The following is a 20,964-nucleotide window of genomic DNA, read 5'->3' as shown; positions in this document are numbered from 1 at the left end:
GCGCATCCCCAACGTCCTGCCCCACCACGTATGTTGGAGAATCCATGCGTCTACGCAGAACCATCCAGGCGGCCCTGACAGCCTGTGCCACGCTGGCCGCCTCGGCCGGCCTGGTCGCCACCGGGACGGGCTCCGCCCAGGCCGCGACCCCGCTCCCCAGCCGGGTCTTCGCCCCCTACTTCGAGTCCTGGACCGGTCAGAGCCCCGCCGCCCTGGCCGCCCAGTCCGGGGCCAAGCACCTGACGATGGCGTTCCTCCAGGCCGCCACCAAGGGCTCCTGCACCCCGTACTGGAACGGCGACACCTCCAAGCCGGTCTCCTCCTCGACCTTCGGCGCCGACATCGCCACCATCCGGGCCAACGGCGGGGACGTGATCCCCTCCTTCGGCGGCTACACCGCCGACAACACCGGCACCGAACTGGCCGACAGCTGCACCGACGTCAACCAGATCGCAGCAGCCTTCGAGAACCTCGTCACCACCTACGACGTCAGCCGGATCGACCTCGACATCGAGGACAACTCGCTGACCAACACGGCCGGAATCGACCGCCGCAACAAGGCGATCAAGATCGTGCAGGACTGGGCCGCTGCCAACGGGCGGAACGTCCAGTTCTCCTACACGCTGCCGACCACCACCTCCGGGCTGGCCGCCAGCGGTCTCGCCGTGCTGAAGAACGCGGTCAGCAACAACGCCCGGATCGACGTCGTCAACATGATGACCTTCGACTACTACGACGGCGCCACCCACGACATGGCGGCCGACACCCAGACCTCCGCGCAGGGCCTCTACAACCAGCTCGCCAAGCTCTACCCGTCCAAGACCCCCGCCCAGCTGTGGGGTTCGATCGGGATCACCGAGATGCCCGGCATCGACGACTACGGCGCGGCCGAGACCTTCACTGTGGCCAACGCCACCACCGTCTACAACTGGGCGGTGTCGAAGGGCATCAACACGCTGTCCTTCTGGGCGCTCCAGCGCGACAACGGCGGCTGCCCGGGCAAGGCGGGGGACGACTCCTGCTCCGGCATCAGCCAGAACACCTGGGACTTCACCCACATCTTCGCGCCGTTCACCAGCGGCTCGACGGTGACCAACGACTTCTCCGTGGCCGTCAACCCCAACTCCGCGACGGTCACCGCCGGTTCGTCCACCTCCGCGGCCATCGCCACGGCGGTGACGGCGGGCTCGGCACAGAGCCTCAACCTGTCGGTCAGCGGCGCCCCGGCCGGTGTCACCGCCACCGTCACCCCCGGCAGCGTCACCGCCGGCACCGGCGCCACCCTCAACGTCACCACCACCTCGGCGGTGGCGGCCGGGAGTTACCAGCTGACGGTCACCGGCAGCGCGGCCTCCGGCAGCCACAGCGGCGTCTTCACCCTGAACGTCACGGGCACCCAGCCCGGCAACGACTTCTCGGTCGCGGTGAACCCGAACTCCGGTACCGTGGCCGCCGGTTCGTCCACGTCGGCGGCCATCGCCACGGCAGTGACGGCGGGCTCGGCACAGAGCCTCAACCTGTCGGTCAGCGGCGCCCCGGCCGGCGTCACCGCCACCGTCACCCCCGGCAGCGTCACCGCCGGCACCGGCGCCACCCTCAACATCGCCACCACCTCGGCCGCCACGGCGGGCAGCTACCCGCTCACCGTGACCGCCACCGGGCCGTCCGGCACCCACACCGCCACGTACGCGCTGACCGTCACCGGGACGACCCCGCCGCCGACCGGCCTGGTCAACGGCGGCCTGGAGACCGGCAGCCTCGCCCCGTGGACCTGCCAGAGCGGCGGCGCCGTGGTCTCCACCCCGGTCCACTCCGGCTCCTACGCGCTCCAGGCGGCGGCGACCGCCGGCCAGACCGGCGAGTGCTCGCAGACCGTCACGCTGAAGGCCAACACCAGCTACACGCTGAGCGGTTGGGTGCAGGGCAACTACGCGTACCTCGGCGTCAGCGGTGGCGCCACCGCCAGCGCCTGGACCCCCAACGCCTCCGGCTGGACCAAGCTGACCGTCCCCTTCACCACCGGCGCCTCCGGCACCGTCACCGTGTACCTGCACGGCTGGTACGGCCAGGGCAACGTCTTCGGCGACGACTTCTCGATCGCCTGAGCTGCGCTTGACGCCCGGCCGCTGACGGCTGACGGCTGACGGCTGACAGGGAACGAATAACAGATAACAGCTGACAGATTTCATCATCTGTCAGCTGTTATCTGTTTGCTGTTTGCTGTTTGCTGTCAGGCGACCGGCGACCGGCGGCCGTCAGCTCCCCGCCGCCGCCTCGGCCTCCGCCGTTCTCATCCGCCCGGGCCGACACAGCGTCACGTACGCCGCCATCGCCAGCACCCCGCTCGCCAGGACGACCACCGCCAGCAGCACCGCCGACGGCCGGCCGCCGAGGCTGCTCAGCGGTGCGACCACCGCCCCGCACAGGAAGTTGCCGGTGCCGAGCAGCGCCGACGCCGTCCCGGCCGCCTTCGGCTCGACCAGGCTGAGCGCCTGCGCGGCCGTGTTCGGCAGGACCACACCCATGCTGCCCATCATCACGAACAACGGCGGGCAGAACCCGAGCAGCCCGAAGTCCCAGACCGCCGTCAGCAGCACCAGTGCCACCCCGGCGACCACCGCCGTCGCCAGTCCGACCAACATCAGCCCCCGCGGGGCGAAGCGGCGCGCGAGCACCCGCCCGTTCAACTGCGTCATGACGACGATGGCCAGCGAGTTCGCCCCGAACAGCAGGCTGTAGGTCTGCGGCGAGACCTGGTACACGTGCTGAAGCACCGTGGACGACCCGCTGATGTAGCCGAACAGCGCACCGAAGGCGAAGGAGCTGGTCAGCGCCAGCCCGAGGAACGGCAGGTTGCGCAGCAACCGCCCCATCGTGCGCAGCGTCGCTCCCACCCCGCCGGTGCCCCGGTTCTGCGTCGGCAGGGTCTCGCGCAGCGCCCCGAAGGCGGCCAGGGTCAGGAGCAGCCCGAGCGCGGTCAGCGCGCCGAAGGTGCCGCGCCACGAGGTGAAGCGCATCAGTTGCGCGCCGAGGATCGGGGCGAGGATCGGCGCCAGCCCGGATATCAGCGCGATGGAGGCCAGGAACCGCAGCATCGCGACGCCCTGGAAGCGGTCCCGGGCGACGGCCCGGCCGATGACCAGCCCGGCGGATCCGGCCGCGCCCTGGATGAAGCGGGCGATGATCAGCACCGTCAGGCTCGGCGCGATCACGCACACCACGCTGGCCAGGGTGTAGAGGACGAGCCCCGCGAGCAGCGGCGGGCGGCGGCCGTAGCGGTCGCTGAGCGGTCCGAAGAGCAACTGCCCGGCCGCGACCCCGAACATGGAGAAGGTGAGGGTGAGCTGGACAGCGGCCGGTTCGGCGACCAGGTCGTCGGCGATCGCGGGCAGCCCGGGCAGGTAGAGGTCGGTGGTGAGCGGGCCGAGCGCCACGAGACCGCCCAGGACGGCGATGGTGGCCCGGCCGGGGCGGGACTGGCCGGTGGTGGGGGCGGCGGAGGGAGCGGTCGACGTGTCGCCGGCAGAGCCGACGGTCGGGCCGGGCATGGGGCTCCTCACGGAACGGGGAACGGGACGGGACGGGGACGGGACGGGTTTGTCCACGCCCCGTCCTATCGCAGCCCCGGCCGTTTCCGACAGCGGGGGTCCTCCCACTGGTCCACCGTCGGCCACACCGGCGGCACCCGCGCACGACGACGGCCCGCCCGCACCTGTCGGTGCCTGGCGGGCCGGTCGGGGCCTGGCGGCGTCCTCGGAGTCTCACACCGTGCTCGGCGCGGGCACCCGGCTCGGTGCCCGGAATCCGGCTCAGCGCACGGTGCCCGGCACCCGGCGCGGGATGCCCGGCTCAGTGCTTGGTGGGCCGCTCCGCGCGCAGGGCCGCCTGCACCGCCGCGCCGTCCTGCCACGCGTAGAGCTGGTTGCCGGTGAGCGTCACGTTGTAGTGCCCGCAGGTGCCGCTGGCCTTGGCCGCGACGCCCTCGGGGAACCAGCCGGCCTTGAGCGACAGCGGCACCGAGTGCGCGGACTTGCCGGGCAGGCCGGTGCTGCAGCCGACGGGCAGCCGGCCTTCCGGGAGGGTGGCGCGCAGCAGGCGGTCGTCGCCGGTGGTGGACATCAGGTACTTCACCGAGGAGGCGTTGTCGGGCAGCCAGGTCGGCATCGAACGGCGCTCAGCCTTGGCCTGGCTGCCGGTGTCGTAGGTGGCCTGCTCCTGGTGGCGTCCGTCGTACCACTCGGACACCCTCGGGCCGATTGCCACGGCCGCCACGGCGACGGCCATGCCGGTGCCCGCGACTCCCAGTGCGACCTTGCTCACGATGCCCTTCATGCCCGTCTGTCCTCTCCGTCTCCGGTTCCGGTCCGGTCGGCGAGGTCTGCCGTCCGGGTGTAACCATCGTGGCCCTTGCCGTCCCTCCGGAGCGTCACCACGAGGTCGCGATCTTGTCTCCATCCCACGGGGTACCGTCTCCACCTTCAGAGGTATGTCCAGCGACCCGGTCTCGGGGTTACACGGTGGGGCGACCAGGCTGGCACGCCGTCTTCAAGTGCCGCCCGGGCCTCGATCGAGCGTCACTCAAGCCGGTCTCCGGCGCAGCCCGGCCTGCTGCACCCGGATGCATCAGCGTGTCCTGAGGCGTCGTCGGGCCCGGGGCCGACGACGGTGCGGGCCCCGGATCGGATCACCGGCCCCGGGCCGCCGGCCGGACCGCCGGTCAGAGCACAGGCCGGACCGCCGATCAGAGCGCCGATCAGATCGGCGCCGACACCGCCTCCGGCACCGGCACCGGCACCGGCACCGGCCGGGCGAGCGGGAAGGGCCGGCCGTCGAGGGTCCAGTGCGGGTCGATGGGGCGCAGCAGCGAGGCGTACACCTGGGCGGCGACGTCCGGGTGGCGGATCTCCCCGGTGGGCGGGCCGGCCGGGATGCCGTGCCCGGCGCAGGCGACCCAGGCCGTGCGCTCCTCGACGGTGCGGCCGCCGTGGCCGCCGGCGTCGACGTGGCCGTGGTCGGTGACGACGATGACGGTCCACTGCTCGTCGGCGTAATCGGCGCGGCCGCGGACGGCGTCGAGCAGTCGGCCGAGGCGTTCGTCGGCAGTGCGCATGGCCGCCCGGTACTCGTCGCCGCAGCCGAGGAAGTGGGCGGTCTCGTCGACGGCGCCGAGGTAGACGAAGGTGGCCTCCGGGTCGGCGGTGCCCAGGACGTGGACGGCCTCGCGGGTGACCTCCTCGTCGACGGCCTCCCAGGCTTCGGGGGTGTCCTCGGCCGGAGCGATGTACGAGAGCCGGCCGGGGGCGCGGAACAGCGGGCCGCCGGACTCGTTGATCATCAGCGGGTCCCAGCCGGCCGCGACGAAGGTGCGGCGGCGGTCGCCGCGGGCGAGCCGGGTGGCGAAGTCGGGGAACACGTCGAGCCGGTTGCCGCCGAGGTGGTTTCCCCAGACGCCGTGCTTGGCGGGCTCGACGCCGGTGACGATGGTGGCCCAGCACGGCCCGGACATGGTGGGCGTGGTGTCCGCCACGGTCACCGGCACCAGGAACCCGGCCTCGGCGAGCTCCTGGAGGCGCGGCATCGGCACGTGCTCCAGGTAGTCGTGGCGGACGCCGTCGATCCCGACGACGAGCACCCGGGGGCGGGGCCACTGGGCAGCGGACATGGCGGGGGTTCCTTTCGGTCGTACACACCCGGCCGCGCCCGCCGAGGGCGCCGCCGACCGCGCCATGCTCCACCGCCCGCCGTACCGTCCGGCATCCACCCGCCGAACGCGGGGTGTCCGCCGGGTGTCAGGCGGCCGTACGGACGAATCGACGGTCGGCCTGGGCGAGTTCGGAGACCGGTCCGACTGCCGCCAGCAGGCGCCGGACGAAGGGGCCGGCCTCGGCGGCCAGCGTCACGGCCGGGCCCGGCGCGGCGGGGCGCGTCACGGCTGGGGGCGGAACTCGTGGACGACCTCGATGCGGCCGACGATGTTCCGGTTGAACTCCGGCAAATCCTCGGCCGGGACCCAGAGTTCGAGGATCGTACGGCCGCCCGCCTGCTGCACCGGGTAGCGGGCGAGGAAGGCGGTGTCGACCTCGAAGCGGGTGACGTAGCCGACGCCGGAGGCGGGGACGTTCCAGTCGCGGGCGATGCGGATCGCGTAGTCCTCGTTGAGGACGGGGTAGAAGATCGGCTGCTCGGGCAGCCGGGGCGGCCAGGCGCGCCGGCCGGACGCCTCGACCAGGGCCAGTTCCTCGGGGCCGGTGGGGCGCCAGAGGGTGGTGGTCGGGGCGGTGCCGGGCGTGGTGGGCTCGCTGTTCACGGTGGGCACGGTAGCCGGGCCGCGACGGTCCCGGCCACCGGATTTCCCGAGGTGGGCGGCCCGTCAGTGGTAGGCGGACTCGCCGGTGATGGCCTCGCCCAGGATCAGGGTGTGGATCTCGCTGGTGCCCTCGTAGGTGAGCACCGACTCCAGGTTGTTGGCGTGCCGCAGCACCGGGTACTCGGTGGTGATGCCGTTGGCCCCGAGGACGGTCCGGGCGCTGCGGGCGACCTCCAGCGCCGTACGGACGTTGTTGAGCTTGCCGAAGCTGACGTGCGGCGGGCGGGCCGCGCCCTCCTCCTTGAGCCGCCCGATCCGCAGGGCGACCAGGTAGGCCTTCTCCACCTCCAGCATCATCTCGACGAGCTTGTGCTGGGTGAGCTGGAATCCGGCGATCGGGCGGTCGAACTGGATCCGGCTCTTCGCGTAGTCGAGGGCGGCGGTGTAACAGTCGCGGGCGGCGCCGACGGTGCCCCAGAGGATGCCGTAGCGGGCCTCGTTGAGGGAGGAGAGCGGTCCGCGCAGGCCGGTGACGCCCGGCAGGACGGCGTCGGCGGGCAGCACCACCTCGTCGAAGACGAGTTCGCTCGTGACGGAGGCGCGCAGGGAGAGCTTGCCGTGCACGTCGGTGGCGGTCAGGCCGCGCGCTCCGCGCTCGACCAGGAAGCCGCGCACGCCCTCCTCGGTCTGCGCCCAGACGACGGCGACGTCGGCGATGCTGCCGTTGGTGATCCACATCTTGCTGCCGGAGAGCACCCAGTCGCCGCCCTTGCGCACCGCGCGGGTCCGCATGTTCGCCGGGTCGGAGCCGAAGTCCGGCTCGGTGAGGGCGAAGCAGCCGATCAGCTCACCCGCGGCCATGCCGGGCAGCCAGCGCTGCTTCTGCTCCTCGGATCCGAAGGCGTGGATCGAGCGCATCGCGAGCGAGCCCTGCACCGAGACGAAGCTGCGCAGCCCGGAGTCGGCCGCCTCCAGTTCCATGCAGGCGACCCCGTACGCCACCGCGCCGGCGCCCGCGCAGCCGTAGCCGTCGAGGTGCATGCCGAGCACGCCGAGGGCGCCGATTTCGGGGGCGAGTTCGCGGGCCGGGAAGACGCCGCGCTCGAACCAGTCGCCGATGTTCGGGCGGATCCGCTCCTCGGTGAACCTCCGGACGGTGTCGCGGATCAGCCGCTCCTCGTCGGAGAGCAGGTCGCCGACGGCGAGCAGGTCGGACGGGTCGATCCGGGTCGGCTTCGTCATCGAAGCTCCTTGTAGTGTCGGCGGGATATCGACGGGATCCCGGTCTCGGCGCGGTACCGGCGAGTATGGCGCAACCGCGCGGACGGTGGGCGGGCGCGAGCGAGTGAGGAAGACGACATGGCGGGCGAGGCCTACACGGTCGGTCAGGTGACGGCGGAGGAGTTGGACGGCGCGGCGGAGGAACTGGCCGGGCTGCTGGTGGACACCGTCCACGGTGGCGGGTCGATCGGCTTCCTCGCGCCGCTGGGGCGGGCCGAGGCCGTGGCGTGGTGGCGGGCGCTCGCCCCGGAGGTCGCGGCGGAACGGCTGCTGCTGTGGACGGTCCGGGCGCAGGCCGACGGGCGGCTCGCCGGAACGATCCAGCTGCGCCCGGCGGCGCCCGCGAACGGGCGGCACCGGGGCGAGGTCGCCAAGCTGATGGTGCACCCGGCGGACCGGGGGCAGCGGCTGGCCGGGCGGCTGCTGGCGGCGCTGGAGGAGCGGGCGGCCGAGCTGGGGCTCCGGCTGCTGGTGCTGGACACCGAGACGGGCAGCCCGGCCGAGCGGCTGTACGAGGCGGCCGGGTGGACCCGGGTCGGTTCGGTGCCGGACTACGCGACCGACCCCTCGGGGCGCGCGCACCCGACGACGATCTTCTTCAAGGCGCTGGGCGGCTGACGGACCGCCCCTCACCCCACCCCGCACAGCCGCAGCAGCGCCGTCGTCGCCGCGCCGGCGACCACCACCGCCGGAAACGGCGCCCGCCGCAGCGCGAGCACACCGGCGACCAGGACGCCCGCCGGGCGGGCCCAACCGGCGAAGCCCTGGCCCTGGGTGAGGGCGCCGGTGGCGACCAGGGCGACCAGCAGGACGGCCGCGGCGACGGCGAGCAGGTGCCGCACGCGCTCCGAGAGGGCGAGCCGGTGGCCGAGGAGCGGCCCGGCAAGACGGAAGGCGTACGTCCCGACGGCCAGCAGCAGCACCGCGTACAACGGCATCATCGGGCTTCCTCCCGCTCGATCACCGGGACGCCCGGCTCCTCGACCGACGCCCCCTTCCGCGACTTCCGTGAGTTCTGCGGCTCCTGCGGCTCCCGCGACTGCAGCGAGTTCTGCGACTCCCGCACCTCACGACCCTCCCCCACCTCATGCCCCTCCCGCACGTCACGACCGGCACGACCGGCACGGCCGTCACGACCCTCGCGCGTTCCGGGCCGTCCGGCGAACAACAGCCCGACGAGGGCGAGCAGGACGGGCAGCCCCGGCGGGACGAACGGCGTGGCCGCGACCGCGACGACGGCGCCTGCCACGGCGGCGGTGCGGACGCGCCGGTCCGCGAGCGAGGGCAGCACGAGCGCGAGCAGCACGGCGGGGAAGGCCGCGTCGAGGCCCAGGGCGTCCGTGTCCCCGATCAGCCCGCCGGCCAGGGCCCCGAGGAGCACCGAGACGTTCCACACCACGAACAGCGCCAGTCCGCAGAGCCAGAAAGCGGCCCGTCGCCGTCGCCCGTCCTCCTGCCGCAGGACGAACGCGGCGGTCTCGTCGGTGATCAGCTGCGCGCCGAACAGCCGCCGCCACCACGGGCCGTCGAGCACGTCGGCCACGGCGAAGCCGAAGGGCAGCAGCCGGGCGTTGAGCACCAGTCCGGTGGCGACGGCGGCGAGCGCACCGCCGCCGGACAGCACCACGCCGACCGCCGCGAACTGGGAGCCGCCCGCGAAGACGAGGACGGAGAGCGAGACCGGCACCCACAGGGGCAGGCCGCCGGAGGCGCTGATCGCGCCGAAGGAGGCGCCGACGAGCGCGTCGGCGAGGCAGACGAGAGCGATGTCCCGAAGGGTGGCACGCTCCAGTGTTCGGAGTAGCGAACGCATGTCCACCAGACTGAACCCATCCCCCGTCGTTCGTCAAGGCGAACGATTGGACCGACAGGGCGAACGACGGGCGGATGCGGACAGCCTCCCTCACGAGTGGCAGCATGAACGGCACCAGCCGCACGGGAGCCGGAGAAGGAGCCAGGAGAGCGTGAGTGGCAAGCATGAGTGACCGGACCACCCCGGGCGCGGGTTCCGGCGCGGACCTGATCGGCCTGATCTCCGTCTCCATCCGGCGCGAGCGCGAACGCGGCGGGCTGTCGATGGCGGAGCTGGCCCGGCGCGCGGGCATCGCCAAGTCGACGCTCTCCCAGCTGGAGTCGGGCGCGGGCAATCCGAGCGTGGAGACGCTCTGGGCCCTCGCCGTCGCGCTGAACGTGCCGTTCAGCCGCCTGGTCGACCCCCCGCGCCCGGCCGTCAAGGTGATCCGGGCCGGAGAGGGCCCGGTGACCCACTCCGAGCGCGCCGACTACGCGGCGACCGTGCTGTCCTCCTGCCCGCCGAACGCCCGGCGCGACATCTACCGGATCGAGGCGCAGCCGGGCGAGACCCGGGCCTCCGACCCGCACATGCCCGGCACCGTCGAGCACGTGCTGGTCGGCTCGGGCCGGGCGCTGGCCGGACCGACGGAGGCCCCGGTCGAGCTGGGCCCGGGCGACTACGTGAGCTACCCGGGCGACGCTCCGCACGTCTTCCGCGCGCTGGCGCCGGACACCCTCGCGGTGATCGTCATGGAACACATCTGACGATCCGTCACGCGTGCTCCGCTACTTCAACAACCCGTCCAGGAAGGGGTTTCCGAACACCCGGTGCGGGTCGTGCCGGTCCAGGACGGCGACCGCCTCGTCCCAGCCCGGACCGCCGCCGTCGCGCAGGCTCGCGGGGATGACCCGACCGATCAGGTCCGGATCGGACCAGGCCGCGTCGGCGGTGTACGCCCAGCCCTTGGACCACTCGACCCGCAGGCCCGCCCGGGTGCCGTCGAAGGTGCGCAGCAGCCACTGCTCCAGGTCGCGGGCGAAGCGTTCCAGCCCCGGGGTGCCGGGGAAGGCCAGGACGTCGAGCCAGACCGCGGTGTCCCACTCCGGGCGGTCCGCCCGAGGACGCAGCGCGGACAGCAGCGGCGGCCGCGCGCCGGGGACGCCGGAGGAGGTCGGATCGTCCACGCCGGTGACCCGGATCTCCACCGCGCCGTTCACCGGGAACTCCCCCCGGGCCTGGTAGTCGGCGAGCAACTTCCGGTAGTAGGCGGCGAATTCGCTGACCACCCACTGGAGGTCGGCACGCCTGGCGAGGACCGCGTAGCCGTTGGCGGTGACCCGCAGGGTGGTGGGCCGGACGTACTGCAGCAGGCTGCGCGACGGGCCCCAGAGGTCGGAGCGCAGGCCCCCGGCGAGCAGGTGGGTGATCAGGTCGCCGCTGAGCAGGTCGCGGAGCAGCCCGCCGGAGAGGAGGACGTCCGTGAGGTCGCCGGTGAGCGCCACCTTGGCGATCAGGTACTGGAGTTGGCCGAACAGCGGGGCCGATCCCCAGGCGCCGGCGAGGATCTGGCCGGCGAGCCGGGCGACCGGTTCCGGAATGTTGTCCGAGAAGGGGTAGTTGTAGGGCTGGTCGACGGGCAGGGAGCCCAGCGGTTTGGCCGGGGCGACGCTCCAGGTCTTCAGCCAGGGGTACTCGGTGTAGGCGAACCAGATCGCCTCGACCCGGCCGTCGCGCTCGACGAAGTCGGCGAGGGTGCGCGGGCCGCCACCGCCGAGCAGACCGCCCAGGATCCCACCGCCGCCGCCTCCGGTGCCGGGGCGGGCGAACAGTTCGCCGGCCGGGATGTCGAGACGGCTGACGCAGCGCAGCGGCTGGTCCGCGCCGGCCCGCAGCACGACTTCGGTGAGGAAGGCGCGGCCCAGGTGCACCAGGAAGGCGGCGCTGTCGGCCTCGGCGCGCTCGAAGGTGCGCAGCGTGTAGCGGCCGGTGGCCGGGTCGAGGACGACGGCGGTGAGCCGGACGACCTGGTTGCTGACCGAGCCGTAGCCGTGCCCCTCCGGCCGGAGTTCGTGGGCGGCGGGTACGGCGGTGCCGTGGCCGCCGATGGCGAGCACCCCGCCGACGGTCAGCTCGCCGGGTGCCGGGCACGCGGTCAGGCCGAGGCCCCGGCCGGCCAGGTGGGCGAGCAGGTCCTCCATGGTGGCGCCGGTCTGGACCCGGACGGTGGTCGGCGAGTCGGCGGTCATCGCGGTGAGGTGGCGGCTGGTGTCCACGAGCAGGACGCGGGCGCTGTCCGGGGTCCCGTTGGCGACGGTGAGCGGCGCCCAGGTGTGCCGGTAGCCGGTGGCGCGCAGGCGCCAGCCGTTGGCGTGCGCCCAGTCGGCGAGCGCCGGTACCTCCTCCGGTGTGCGGGGCGCGCAGGTCCACAGCTGGTCGGTGCGGATCTCGCCGGACCAGTTCTGGAAGACCCGCTGGTACAGCTCGGTGCCGGCGGGCAGGCCGGGCGGCACCGGGGTGGCCGCCTCCGCGCTGTCCGGGCCGATGGTGCCGCGCAGCAGCCAGGCCGCGCCGCCCAGGGCGGCCGAGGCGCCGAGCATCTGCCGCCTGGTGAGCCCGCCGCCCCCGGCGGTTCCACGCCGATTCCCCGGGTCCGTCCCCCCATGGTCTTCCGTGCCCCCGGCCATGCCCCGCCCTGTCGTCGTCATGAGTTCGCCCCCACTAGCCGGTCACCCGCGCCGAGCGGCGGTGATGCCGCACAGCGATGACGCCGCACAGCGGTGATGCCGAGCAGCGGCGATCAGGGTGGGGCCGGCGTGAATCCGGCCCGGTCAGGAGCGTACGAAGTGGCGTACGGCAGTTTGAAGCACTCCACGCAGCTATTCATCCATTCGGGTGATCATGCTCCGGGTCGGCGCCCGCTCCGGGCACAGCGCGGAGCGGTGCGTGCGTCCGCCCCGGCCGCCGCCCTCCCGGCTGACACGCGAAACCCTTGTCCACCGCCCGGACCTGCGCATACGTTGATCTTTTCCACCTCGTGCCCGGAGGCACCGCCATGCCCGCGCCCCTGATCGCCACCGCCACCGCGACGGTGGCCGTCGCCCAGCCCGCCTGCGCCGACGCCGGCCGCCCGGACACCGTGGCCGTGAACGTCGAACGGCACGCGCAGGCGGTACGGGAGGCCGCCGCGCGTCTGGTGGTGTTCCCCGAGCTGTCCCTGACCGGTTACGACCTGGCCGCGCCCGCGCTCGGCCCGGCCGATCCGCGCCTCGCCCCGCTGGTCGCCGCCTGCGCCGCGACCGGCACGACCGCCCTGGTCGGCGCGCCGGTCACCGAGCCCGACGGAGGCGAGTCCATCGCCACCCTGGCCGTCACCGGCGAAGGCGCCGTCGTCGTGTACCGGAAGACGCGGCTGCACGGCGCCGAGCACGACCGGTTCACCCCCGGCGAGGGGCCCGCCGTCCTGGAACTGGACGGCCTGCGGTTCGGCCTCGCGATCTGCGCCGACGCCGCCGATCCCGCGCACGCCGAGGAGACCGCCGCACTCGGCATCGACGCCTACGTCGCCTCCACCCTGTACGGCGCGGGGCCCGCGCAGGCCGCCCGCCGGGACGGGCACCTCCGCGACCGCGCCGCCGCCCACGGGGTGTGGGCCGTACTGGCCACTTCCGCCGGGGCGAGCGGCGATCAGCCGCAGACCTCGGGCGGCTCCGGCTTCTGGGCGCCGGGCGGCGCCCTGGTCGCCCAGGCCGGCACCGCGCCGGGCGAACTGGTCCGCGCCGAGCTGCCCCGGCGGTGACGACGGAGGCGGCCCGGCCGACACGGCCCGACGGCAACGACCGGACGCGGCCCGGCCGTAACCGTGGACGCGGCCGGGTCGGAACCGCGAGCGTGACCGGGCCGGAACCGCGAGCGTGACCGGGCCGCGACACCGGATGCGGCCGGGCGGAAATACCCGGGGCCCGCGCGCGGCTGTGGTGATCGGAGACCGCTCGGGGCCGGACCACCGGCCCGTTCAGGAGGTGCAGCGCGTGATGGGTGACGAGCAGGAGAACCAGCGGGAGTACCGCGTCGAGCACGACTCGATGGGCGAGGTCCGGGTGCCGGCCGCCGCGAAGTGGCAGGCGCAGACGCAGCGGGCGGTGGAGAACTTCCCGGTGTCCGGCCAGCGGCTGGAGCGCGCGCACATCGCCGCGCTGGCCGGGATCAAGGCCGCGGCGGCCCGGGTGAACGCCCGCCTCGGCGTCCTGGACGAGGACACGGCGGCGGCGATCGCGGCGGCGGCCGAGGAGGTCGCCGAGGGGCGGTGGGACGACGAGTTCCCGGTGGACGTGTTCCAGACCGGTTCGGGCACCTCGTCCAACATGAACGCCAACGAGGTGATCGCCACCCTGGCCGCCGAGCGGCTGGGCCGCCCGGTCCACCCGAACGACCACGTGAACGCCAGCCAGTCGTCCAACGACGTCTTCCCGTCCTCGATCCACATCGCCGCCACCGCCGCCGTCACGCACGACCTGATCCCGGCGCTGGAGCACCTGGCGGAGGCGCTGGAGCGCAAGGCCGCCGAGTTCGCACAGGTGGTCAAGTCGGGCCGGACACACCTGATGGACGCCACGCCGGTCACCCTCGGTCAGGAGTTCGGCGGCTACGCCGCCCAGGTCCGGCACGGGCGGGAGCGGCTGCTGGCGACGCTCCCCCGGGTCGCCGAACTGCCCCTCGGCGGCACGGCGGTGGGCACCGGGATCAACACCCCGCCGGGCTTCCCGGCGGCGGTGATCGAGGAGGTCGCCCGCACCACCGGCCTGCCGCTGACCGAGGCGCGGGACCACTTCGAGGCGCAGGGCGCCCGCGACTCCCTGGTCGAGCTGAGCGGGCAACTGCGCACGGTGGCCGTCGGCTTCACGAAGATCGCGAACGACCTGCGGTGGATGGGCTCGGGCCCGCGCACCGGCCTCGGCGAGATCAACCTGCCGGACCTGCAACCCGGTTCGTCGATCATGCCGGGCAAGGTGAACCCGGTGCTCCCCGAGGTGGTGCTGATGGTCGCCGCCCAGGTAATCGGCAACGACGCGACGGTCACCCTGGCCGGCGCGAGCGGCAACTTCGAGCTGAACGTGATGCTCCCGGTGCTCGCCCGCAACGTGCTGGAGTCGGTGCGGCTGCTCGCCAACAGCGCCCGCCTGCTGGCGGACCGGACGGTGGACGGCATCACCGCCAACGTCGAACGGGCCCGGGAGTACGCGGAGTCCTCCCCCTCGGTGGTCACCCCGCTGAACCGCTACCTCGGGTACGAGGAGGCGGCGAAGGTCGCCAAGCAGGCGCTGGCCGAACGGAAGACGATCCGACAGGTCGTGCTGGAGCGCGGCTACGTGGAACAGGGCAAGCTCACCCGGGAGCAGCTCGACGAGGCCCTGGACGTCCTGCGGATGACCCGCCCGTGACGGCCACCGACCCGCCCGTGACGGCCGCGGCTCCCTGACGACGTGCGCCGGGGCGCGGAGGGCGGTTCGGCCCTCCACGCCCCGGACGCGGACTGTCGGTGACGTCAGCCCTTGGCGCGGCCGGCCCGGCCGAGCCGCATCGCTGCTCCGTTCGCCGTGATCGTGGCCATCGAGATCGCCGCGAGACCGAGCAGGAACATCACGGCACCGACGATGACGCAGGTGACGATGTTCCTGCCCTGCGCGGCCGATCCGGAGACGAGCCAGGGAGAGACGATCGTCCACGCGCCGAGCACGGTGGCCGCCCAGGCCCTCGCGTGGGTGCGCTCGTAGGCCGACCCGTATCCCGCCATCAGCACGCAGTAGGCCAGGCCGACGATCAGGCAGGTCACGGTCAGCGTGTTGAAGGCGGTGAAGCCGACGATCCATGGCGATGCCGCCAGGAAGAGACCGGCCAGCACGGCCAGGGCCTCCGTGGCCTGGGCCCGCGGGGTCGAGGTGATCCGCTCGTAGTGCTCCCGTAGTTCGACGATGTCCGGGTGATGCTCCATGCCCATCGGAATCTGGGTAGACACCGATACCACCTCCTAGGGTTCGGAACATGGAGGGCTCTTGCCCCGTACCCATTCTGGCGCCTCTCCGCCGATTTGCGCCTTTTGGCCGTAAATGCTCGATAACCATCCGATCACGCCGGTGACCTGCGTCTCACCACTCCGGACCCCCATTGCCTATGCAATTCGTTGCATAGCAGGATGCCGGGCATGGCACTGGAGCACGCGATCCTCGTCTCACTGCTGGAGCAGCCGGGCTCGGGCTACGAACTGGCCCGGCGCTTCGACCGTTCCATCGGGCGCTTCTGGACCGCCACCCACCAGCAGATCTACAAGGTGCTGCGGCGGATGGAGGCCGACGGCTGGGTCGCCGCGGAAGAGGTCGCCCAGGACGGCCGGCCGGACAAGAAGGTCTACTCGGCGGCCGACGCCGGACGGGCCGTGCTCGCCGGCTGGCTGCGCGAACCGGTCGAGCCGGAGTCCGTCCGCCACGAGCTCGCGGTCAAGATCCGCGCCGCCGCCTTCGACGACCCGGCCGCGCTGATCTCCGAGGTCGAACGGCACCGCGAGAGCCACGCCGCCCTGCTCGCCCGCTACCTGCACGGCGAGCAGCGCGACTTCCCCGACCTCACCGCGCTCGACACCCAGCAGGAGCTCCAGCACGTGGTGCTGCGCGGCGGCATCGAGTACGAGCGGATGACCCTCGCCTGGCTCGACGACGTACTCGCCACCCTGCACCGCCTTGCCGCGGATGACGGGCCACAGATGACGGGTGACAGATAACAGAATCTGAAATCTGAAAGCTGAACTCTGTCAGTTGTCATCTGTCGGTTGTCATCTGTCCGCCGTTCGCCGTCATCCGCCGGCCACCACCCGCCGCCTCCTCACCCGCCACCCCTCACCCTCGACCCCCGGGAGCCCGTGATGCTCTTCAACCCGCGTACGTACGACCCCGCGCAGTTCGACGAGCCGACCCGCCGGCTGCTGCGCGCGACCGTGGACTGGTTCGAGTCCCGCGGCAAGAAGGCGCTGATCGACACCTACGTCGACCGCACCTGGTACGCCGACTTCCTCGAATTCGCCGCCAAGGAGGGCCTGTTCGCGGAGTTCCTGACCCCGTCCGCGGCCGACCCGGGCAAGCGCTGGGACACCTCCCGGATCGCCGAGCTGAACGAGATCCTCGGCTTCTACGGCCTCGGCTACTGGTACACCTGGCAGGTCACCATCCTCGGCCTCGGGCCGGTCTGGCAGAGCAAGAACGAGGCCGTCCGGGCCCGCGCCGCAAAGCTCCTGACGGAGGGTCACGTCATGGCGTTCGGCCTCTCCGAGCGCACCCACGGCGCCGACATCTACTCCACCGACATGATCCTCACCCCGGACGGCGAGGGCGGTTTCACCGCGACCGGCTCCAAGTACTACATCGGCAACGGCAACGTGGCCGGCCTGGTCTCGGTGTTCGGCCGCCGCTCCGACGTCGAGGGCCCCGAGGGCTACGTCTTCTTCGCCGCCGACAGCCGCCACGACGCGTACCACCTGGTCAAGAACGTGGTGAACGCCCAGATGTACGTCAGCGAGTTCCGGCTGGAGGGCTACCCGGTGCGCGCCGAGGACGTGCTGCACACCGGGCAGGCCGCCTTCGACGCCGCGCTGAACACCGTCAACGTCGGCAAGTTCAACCTCTGCACGGCCTCGGTCGGCATCTGCGAGCACGCGATGTACGAGGCCGTCACGCACGCCCACAACCGGGTGCTGTACGGCCGGAAGGTCACCGACTTCCCCCACGTGCGACGGGAGTTGACCGACGCGTACGCCCGCCTGGTGGCGATGAAGATGTTCAGCGCGCGGGCCGTGGACTACTTCCGCACCGCCTCCCCCGAGGACCGCCGCTACCTGCTGTTCAACCCGATGACCAAGATGAAGGTCACCACCGAGGGCGAGAAGGTCATCGACCTGATGTGGGACGTCATCGCGGCCAAGGGCTTCGAGGCGGACACCTACTTCGACAAGGCGGCGAAGGACATCCGCGGCCTGCCGAAGCTGGAGGGCACCGTCCACGTCAACCTGGCACTGATCCTCAAGTTCATGGGCAACTACCTGTTCGCCCCGAGCGACTACGCTCCGGTGCCGACCCGGCTGGACGCCGCCGACGACGCCTTCCTGTTCCGCCAGGGCGCGGCCCGCGGCCTCGGCGCGATCCGTTTCCACGACTGGCGCACCGCGTACGACCGCCACACGCAGCTGCCCAACGTCGCCCGCTTCCGCGAACAGGCCGACGGCTTCTGCGAGTTGCTCCTCAGCCACGCGCCGAGCAAGGAGCAGCAGGCGGACCTGGACTTCCTACTGGAGATCGGCCAGCTGTTCGCACTGATCGTCTACGGCCAGCTGGTGCTGGAGCAGGCGGAGCTGACCGGCCTGGACGAGGACGTCCTGGACCAGATCTTCGACGCGCTGGTCCGTGACTTCTCCGCGCACGCGACCGAGCTGCACGGCAAGGCCTCGACGACCCCGGAGCAGGCCGCCTGGGCGCTGGCGAACGTGCGCCGGCCGGTCGCCAACGCGGAGCGGGCCGCCGCCGTGTGGGCCCGGGTCGAGGAGCTGTCGGGCGCGTACGAGATGCGTCCGTAGCCGCCGCGCGGAACGTGGAACGGCCCCGGGGGCGGGGCACCGGGGGTACGGGCCCACGCCCCCGGTGCCCCGCCCCCGCGGCGCCTCCCTCGGTGCTCCCTCGGTGCCCCCCTCGGCGCCCCGCGCGACGCCGCCCGGACGTACCGTGGAACACGGAGGGCGCGTCATGCACGGCACCGGGACCCACTTCACCGACCGGACCGACGCGGGCCGGCGGCTGGCCGCCCGCGTGGGCCACTTGGGCGGCGCCGACACCGTGGTGGTGGCATTGCCCAGGGGCGGGGTCCCGGTGGCCGCCGAGGTGGCGGCCGCGCTCGGCGCGCCGCTGGACATCTGCGTGATCCGCAAGCTCGGCGTGCCCTACCAGCCCGAGCTGGGCATGGGGGCGATCGGCGAGGACGGCGTCCGGGTGCTGAACGAGCAGGTCATCCGGCTGGCCGGGGTCGGCGACGACCAGCTGGCCGCCGTGGAGCGGCGCGAGCGCACCGAGTTGGAGCGCCGGGCCCGCCGCTACCGGGGCGGCCGCCCGCCCGCCGACCTGCGCGGCCGCACGGTGATCGTGGTGGACGACGGCGTCGCCACCGGCTCCACCGCCCGGGCCGCCTGCCGGATCGTCCGGGCCCGGGGCGCGGCCAGGGTGGTGCTCGCCGTCCCGGTGGCCCCGGCGGACTGGACGGAGCGCCTGTCCGAGGTCGCCGACGAGCTGGTCTGCGTCGGCACACCGTCGCCGTTCTTCTCGATCGGCGAGTTCTACGGGGACTTCGCGCAGACCGGCGACGAGGAGGTCCTGCGGCTGCTCGCCGAGGCCGCGAGCGGGCGGCGCGCGCCGGGGCCGGTGGACGTGGACCGCGAGCTGGTCCTGCGCGCCGCCGGTGTGCGCCTCGCCGGCCGGCTGACCGTCCCCGCCGCGCCGAGCGGCATCGTGCTCTTCGCGCACGGCAGCGGCAGCGGCCGGCGCAGCCCGCGCAACCGTCACGTCGCCCGGTACCTGAACCGCTCCGGGCTGGCCACGCTGCTGTTCGACCTGCTCACCGAGGCCGAGGAGCCGGACCGCCGCAAGGTGTTCGACGTCGGACTGCTCGGTGACCGGCTGACCGCCGTCGCCGAGGAGCTGGGCCGGCTGGAGGAGACCCGCGGCCTGCCGCTCGGCCTGTTCGGCGCCAGCACCGGCGCCGCGGCCGCGCTGCACACCGCCGCCGCCCTGCACACCGCCACCGCGCTCGGGCCCGCCGTCGGCGCGGTGGTCTCCCGCGGCGGGCGCCCCGACCTCGCCGGTCCCGACGTCCTGGGCCGGGTGAGCGCCCCGACGCTGCTCGTGGTCGGCGGCCTGGACACCACCGTGATCGACCTGAACCGGCGGGCCCGGGCCCGGCTGCACTGCGTGAGCGAACTGGCGGTGGTGCCGGGTGCGGGCCATCTGTTCGAGGAGCCGGGCACGTTGGACCAGGTCGCCGAGCTCGCCGGGGCCTGGTTCCTGCGCCACCTCGCGCCGCTCGGGACCGCCCAGGACCCGGTGTCGCGGGCCCCGTGAACCGGTCCCGATCGGCAGCACATTTTGCGCAGCCGAATGCGGGATTTCCTGATCAGCTTGTACACATTGAACAGTGAAATCCCGACCTGTTGCCCAGCCACCCGGACAGGAGCAAGCTCTCCGCCAGCCGCACCGCCCACCCGTTCGCGGCGCGGCCGCCTCAAGCGGACGCCTCAGAGCCGAGGCCAAAAGTGGAGGAACGACCGATGACCCCGCAGTCCCACGCCCTTGAGCTGACCCCCGAGGAGCGCGAGGCCGGTCTCGACGCCGACCAGCTGCGCCGCCTCGTCGGCCTCGTCGAGCACGACCCGGCCACCGACCCGTTCCCCGTCACCGCGCAGGACGCGGTCGTCTTCGTGGTCGGCAACGCCACCCAGACGGCCCAGTTCTACCAGGCCGTGTTCGGCATGGAGCTGGTCGCCTACTCCGGCCCGGAGACCGGCCGCCGTGACCGCAAGGCCTTCGTGCTCCGCTCCGGCTCCTGCCGCTTCGTGATCAAGGGCGGGGTGCTGCCGGACAGCCCGCTGCTGGACCACCACCGCCGCCACGGCGACGGCGTCGTCGACCTGGCCCTGGAGGTCCCGGACGTCGACAAGTGCATCGCCCACGCCCGCGCGACCGGCGCCACCGTCCTGGAGGAGCCGAACGACGTCTCCGACGAGAACGGCACCGTGCGCCGCGCGGCCATCGCCACCTACGGCGAGACCCGCCACACCCTGATCGACCGCTCCCGCTACCACGGCCCCTACCTGCCGGGGTACATCACCGCGCAGAGCAAGGTCCAGCACCCGGAGGGCTCGCCCAAGCGCCTGTTCCAGGCCCTCGACCACGCCGTCGGCAACGTCGAGCTGGGCCGGATGGACGAGTGGGTGTCGTTCTACAACCGGGTCATGGGCTTCGTGAACATGGCCGAGTTCGTCGGCGACGACATCGCCACCGACTACTCCGCCCTGATGTCCAAGGTCGTCGCCAGCGGCAACCACCGGGTGAAGTTCCCGCTCAACGAGCCGGCCATCGCCAAGAAGCGGTCGCAGATCGACGAGTACCTGGAGTTCTACACCGGCCCCGGCTGCCAGCACATGGCGCTCGCCACCAACGACATCCTCACCACCGTCGACGTGCTGCGCTCGCGCGGCGTGGAGTTCCTCAACACCCCCGACTCGTACTACGACGACCCGGAGCTGCGCGCCCGGATCGGCAAGGTGCGGGTGGACATCAACGACCTGAAGTCGCGCGGCATCCTGGTCGACCGCGACGAGGACGGCTACCTGCTGCAGATCTTCACCAAGCCGATCGGCGACCGCCCCACCGTCTTCTACGAGTTCATCGAGCGGCACGGTTCGCTGGGCTTCGGCAAGGGCAACTTCAAGGCGCTGTTCGAGGCGATCGAGCGCGAGCAGGACGCCCGCGGCAACCTGTGAGTGCCGGGGAACTCT

Annotated in this window: 19 protein-coding genes; 9 read left to right on the top strand and 10 right to left on the bottom strand. The window is 72.8% G+C overall.

What is annotated here, in order from left to right; all coding sequences use genetic code 11:
* Positions 1 to 44: 44 nt before the first annotated feature.
* The gene (locus ACFVTF_RS15975; RefSeq protein WP_387813989.1) at positions 45 to 2,105 is read left to right on the top strand and encodes a glycosyl hydrolase family 18 protein; all 2,061 of its coding nucleotides are present in this window, start codon (positions 45 to 47) and stop codon (positions 2,103 to 2,105) included.
* Positions 2,106 to 2,255: 150 nt separating this feature from the next.
* On the opposite strand, the gene ACFVTF_RS15970 is transcribed toward ACFVTF_RS15975, so the two are convergent.
* The 6 genes from ACFVTF_RS15970 to ACFVTF_RS15945 form a co-directional block, all read right to left on the bottom strand.
* Positions 2,256 to 3,548: a multidrug effflux MFS transporter gene (locus tag ACFVTF_RS15970; protein ID WP_371520355.1), complete on the bottom strand. Its 1,293-nt coding sequence runs from the start codon at positions 3,546 to 3,548 to the stop codon at positions 2,256 to 2,258.
* A gap of 301 nt (positions 3,549 to 3,849) precedes the next feature.
* On the bottom strand, positions 3,850 to 4,332 hold the full coding sequence (locus tag ACFVTF_RS15965; protein ID WP_363579474.1) for a hypothetical protein: 483 nt from the start codon (positions 4,330 to 4,332) through the stop codon (positions 3,850 to 3,852).
* A gap of 421 nt (positions 4,333 to 4,753) precedes the next feature.
* On the bottom strand, positions 4,754 to 5,662 hold the full coding sequence (locus ACFVTF_RS15960; protein WP_387813987.1) for an alkaline phosphatase family protein: 909 nt from the start codon (positions 5,660 to 5,662) through the stop codon (positions 4,754 to 4,756).
* 127 nt (positions 5,663 to 5,789) lie between these two features.
* The gene (locus tag ACFVTF_RS15955; protein ID WP_387813985.1) at positions 5,790 to 5,930 is read right to left on the bottom strand and encodes a hypothetical protein; all 141 of its coding nucleotides are present in this window, start codon (positions 5,928 to 5,930) and stop codon (positions 5,790 to 5,792) included.
* Positions 5,927 to 6,307: an ADP-ribosylation/crystallin J1 gene (locus ACFVTF_RS15950; protein ID WP_387813983.1), complete on the bottom strand. Its 381-nt coding sequence runs from the start codon at positions 6,305 to 6,307 to the stop codon at positions 5,927 to 5,929. The genes ACFVTF_RS15955 and ACFVTF_RS15950 overlap by 4 nt, the downstream gene beginning before the upstream one ends.
* A 63-nt stretch (positions 6,308 to 6,370) precedes the next feature.
* Positions 6,371 to 7,549: an acyl-CoA dehydrogenase family protein gene (locus ACFVTF_RS15945; protein WP_387813981.1), complete on the bottom strand. Its 1,179-nt coding sequence runs from the start codon at positions 7,547 to 7,549 to the stop codon at positions 6,371 to 6,373.
* A 117-nt stretch (positions 7,550 to 7,666) separates the two neighbouring features.
* Between ACFVTF_RS15945 and ACFVTF_RS15940 the strand changes: the two genes are divergently transcribed.
* Positions 7,667 to 8,206: a GNAT family N-acetyltransferase gene (locus ACFVTF_RS15940; protein ID WP_387813979.1), complete on the top strand. Its 540-nt coding sequence runs from the start codon at positions 7,667 to 7,669 to the stop codon at positions 8,204 to 8,206.
* An 11-nt stretch (positions 8,207 to 8,217) separates the two neighbouring features.
* Here ACFVTF_RS15940 and ACFVTF_RS15935 read toward each other — a convergent pair whose 3' ends face one another.
* Together ACFVTF_RS15935 and ACFVTF_RS15930 are read right to left on the bottom strand one after the other, a co-directional pair.
* Positions 8,218 to 8,526, bottom strand: a complete 309-nt coding sequence (locus tag ACFVTF_RS15935; RefSeq protein ID WP_063349896.1) for an AzlD domain-containing protein — start codon at positions 8,524 to 8,526, stop codon at positions 8,218 to 8,220.
* Positions 8,526 to 9,401 carry an AzlC family ABC transporter permease gene (locus ACFVTF_RS15930; RefSeq protein WP_387813977.1) on the bottom strand — a complete coding sequence of 292 codons (876 nt, stop codon included), beginning with the start codon at positions 9,399 to 9,401 and terminating at the stop codon, positions 8,526 to 8,528. The genes ACFVTF_RS15935 and ACFVTF_RS15930 overlap by 1 nt, the downstream gene beginning before the upstream one ends.
* 164 nt (positions 9,402 to 9,565) lie before the next feature.
* Between ACFVTF_RS15930 and ACFVTF_RS15925 the strand changes: the two genes are divergently transcribed.
* Positions 9,566 to 10,147, top strand: coding sequence for a helix-turn-helix domain-containing protein (locus tag ACFVTF_RS15925; protein WP_371522907.1), 582 nt, complete (start codon positions 9,566 to 9,568; stop codon positions 10,145 to 10,147).
* Between the two features lie 21 nt (positions 10,148 to 10,168).
* On the opposite strand, the gene ACFVTF_RS15920 is transcribed toward ACFVTF_RS15925, so the two are convergent.
* The gene (locus ACFVTF_RS15920; RefSeq protein ID WP_387813975.1) at positions 10,169 to 11,980 is read right to left on the bottom strand and encodes a cholesterol oxidase substrate-binding domain-containing protein; all 1,812 of its coding nucleotides are present in this window, start codon (positions 11,978 to 11,980) and stop codon (positions 10,169 to 10,171) included.
* Positions 11,981 to 12,435: 455 nt separating this feature from the next.
* Between ACFVTF_RS15920 and ACFVTF_RS15915 the strand changes: the two genes are divergently transcribed.
* Together ACFVTF_RS15915 and ACFVTF_RS15910 are read left to right on the top strand one after the other, a co-directional pair.
* The gene (locus ACFVTF_RS15915; RefSeq protein ID WP_387813973.1) at positions 12,436 to 13,179 is read left to right on the top strand and encodes a carbon-nitrogen hydrolase family protein; all 744 of its coding nucleotides are present in this window, start codon (positions 12,436 to 12,438) and stop codon (positions 13,177 to 13,179) included.
* A gap of 235 nt (positions 13,180 to 13,414) precedes the next feature.
* On the top strand, positions 13,415 to 14,821 hold the full coding sequence (locus ACFVTF_RS15910) for a class II fumarate hydratase (protein ID WP_387813971.1): 1,407 nt from the start codon (positions 13,415 to 13,417) through the stop codon (positions 14,819 to 14,821).
* A 104-nt stretch (positions 14,822 to 14,925) separates the two neighbouring features.
* Here ACFVTF_RS15910 and ACFVTF_RS15905 read toward each other — a convergent pair whose 3' ends face one another.
* Positions 14,926 to 15,396 (bottom strand): SPW repeat protein, encoded by a 471-nt coding sequence (locus tag ACFVTF_RS15905; protein WP_063349890.1) that lies wholly within the window; start codon positions 15,394 to 15,396, stop codon positions 14,926 to 14,928.
* 186 nt (positions 15,397 to 15,582) lie between these two features.
* Between ACFVTF_RS15905 and ACFVTF_RS15900 the strand changes: the two genes are divergently transcribed.
* The 4 genes from ACFVTF_RS15900 (at position 15,583) to hppD (ending at position 20,949) form a co-directional block, all read left to right on the top strand.
* Entirely contained in the window at positions 15,583 to 16,155 is a 573-nt protein-coding gene (locus tag ACFVTF_RS15900; protein WP_371520330.1) for a PadR family transcriptional regulator, read from the top strand.
* 141 nt (positions 16,156 to 16,296) lie between these two features.
* Positions 16,297 to 17,997: an acyl-CoA dehydrogenase family protein gene (locus ACFVTF_RS15895; RefSeq protein ID WP_363616535.1), complete on the top strand. Its 1,701-nt coding sequence runs from the start codon at positions 16,297 to 16,299 to the stop codon at positions 17,995 to 17,997.
* A 166-nt stretch (positions 17,998 to 18,163) separates the two neighbouring features.
* Complete coding sequence (locus tag ACFVTF_RS15890) at positions 18,164 to 19,528, top strand: phosphoribosyltransferase family protein (protein WP_387813969.1); 1,365 nt, start codon at positions 18,164 to 18,166, stop codon at positions 19,526 to 19,528.
* A gap of 206 nt (positions 19,529 to 19,734) precedes the next feature.
* Positions 19,735 to 20,949, top strand: coding sequence for a 4-hydroxyphenylpyruvate dioxygenase (gene hppD / locus ACFVTF_RS15885; protein WP_350875044.1), 1,215 nt, complete (start codon positions 19,735 to 19,737; stop codon positions 20,947 to 20,949).
* Positions 20,950 to 20,964 lie beyond the last annotated feature (15 nt).

This window comes from Kitasatospora sp. NPDC057940 (assembly GCF_042887425.1).
GTDB lineage: Bacteria > Actinomycetota > Actinomycetes > Streptomycetales > Streptomycetaceae > Kitasatospora.
This window is presented reverse-complemented; position numbering and strand designations above follow the sequence as displayed.

Bases quoted from the DNA above. Each gene is read 5' to 3' on its own strand.
- ACFVTF_RS15925 (WP_371522907.1), top strand. From the start codon at position 9,566: ATGAGTGACCGGACCACCCCGGGCGCGGGTTCCGGCGCGGACCTGATC.
- ACFVTF_RS15970 (WP_371520355.1), bottom strand. From the start codon at position 3,548: ATGCCCGGCCCGACCGTCGGCTCTGCCGGCGACACGTCGACCGCTCCC.
- ACFVTF_RS15910 (WP_387813971.1), top strand. From the start codon at position 13,415: ATGGGTGACGAGCAGGAGAACCAGCGGGAGTACCGCGTCGAGCACGAC.
- ACFVTF_RS15900 (WP_371520330.1), top strand. From the start codon at position 15,583: ATGGCACTGGAGCACGCGATCCTCGTCTCACTGCTGGAGCAGCCGGGC.
- ACFVTF_RS15890 (WP_387813969.1), top strand. From the start codon at position 18,164: ATGCACGGCACCGGGACCCACTTCACCGACCGGACCGACGCGGGCCGG.
- hppD (WP_350875044.1), top strand. From the start codon at position 19,735: ATGACCCCGCAGTCCCACGCCCTTGAGCTGACCCCCGAGGAGCGCGAG.
- ACFVTF_RS15920 (WP_387813975.1), bottom strand. From the start codon at position 11,980: ATGCTCGGCGCCTCGGCCGCCCTGGGCGGCGCGGCCTGGCTGCTGCGC.
- ACFVTF_RS15975 (WP_387813989.1), top strand. From the start codon at position 45: ATGCGTCTACGCAGAACCATCCAGGCGGCCCTGACAGCCTGTGCCACG.
- ACFVTF_RS15895 (WP_363616535.1), top strand. From the start codon at position 16,297: ATGCTCTTCAACCCGCGTACGTACGACCCCGCGCAGTTCGACGAGCCG.
- ACFVTF_RS15960 (WP_387813987.1), bottom strand. From the start codon at position 5,662: ATGTCCGCTGCCCAGTGGCCCCGCCCCCGGGTGCTCGTCGTCGGGATC.
- ACFVTF_RS15945 (WP_387813981.1), bottom strand. From the start codon at position 7,549: ATGACGAAGCCGACCCGGATCGACCCGTCCGACCTGCTCGCCGTCGGC.
- ACFVTF_RS15935 (WP_063349896.1), bottom strand. From the start codon at position 8,526: ATGCCGTTGTACGCGGTGCTGCTGCTGGCCGTCGGGACGTACGCCTTC.
- ACFVTF_RS15940 (WP_387813979.1), top strand. From the start codon at position 7,667: ATGGCGGGCGAGGCCTACACGGTCGGTCAGGTGACGGCGGAGGAGTTG.
- ACFVTF_RS15915 (WP_387813973.1), top strand. From the start codon at position 12,436: ATGCCCGCGCCCCTGATCGCCACCGCCACCGCGACGGTGGCCGTCGCC.
- ACFVTF_RS15930 (WP_387813977.1), bottom strand. From the start codon at position 9,401: ATGCGTTCGCTACTCCGAACACTGGAGCGTGCCACCCTTCGGGACATC.
- ACFVTF_RS15965 (WP_363579474.1), bottom strand. From the start codon at position 4,332: ATGAAGGGCATCGTGAGCAAGGTCGCACTGGGAGTCGCGGGCACCGGC.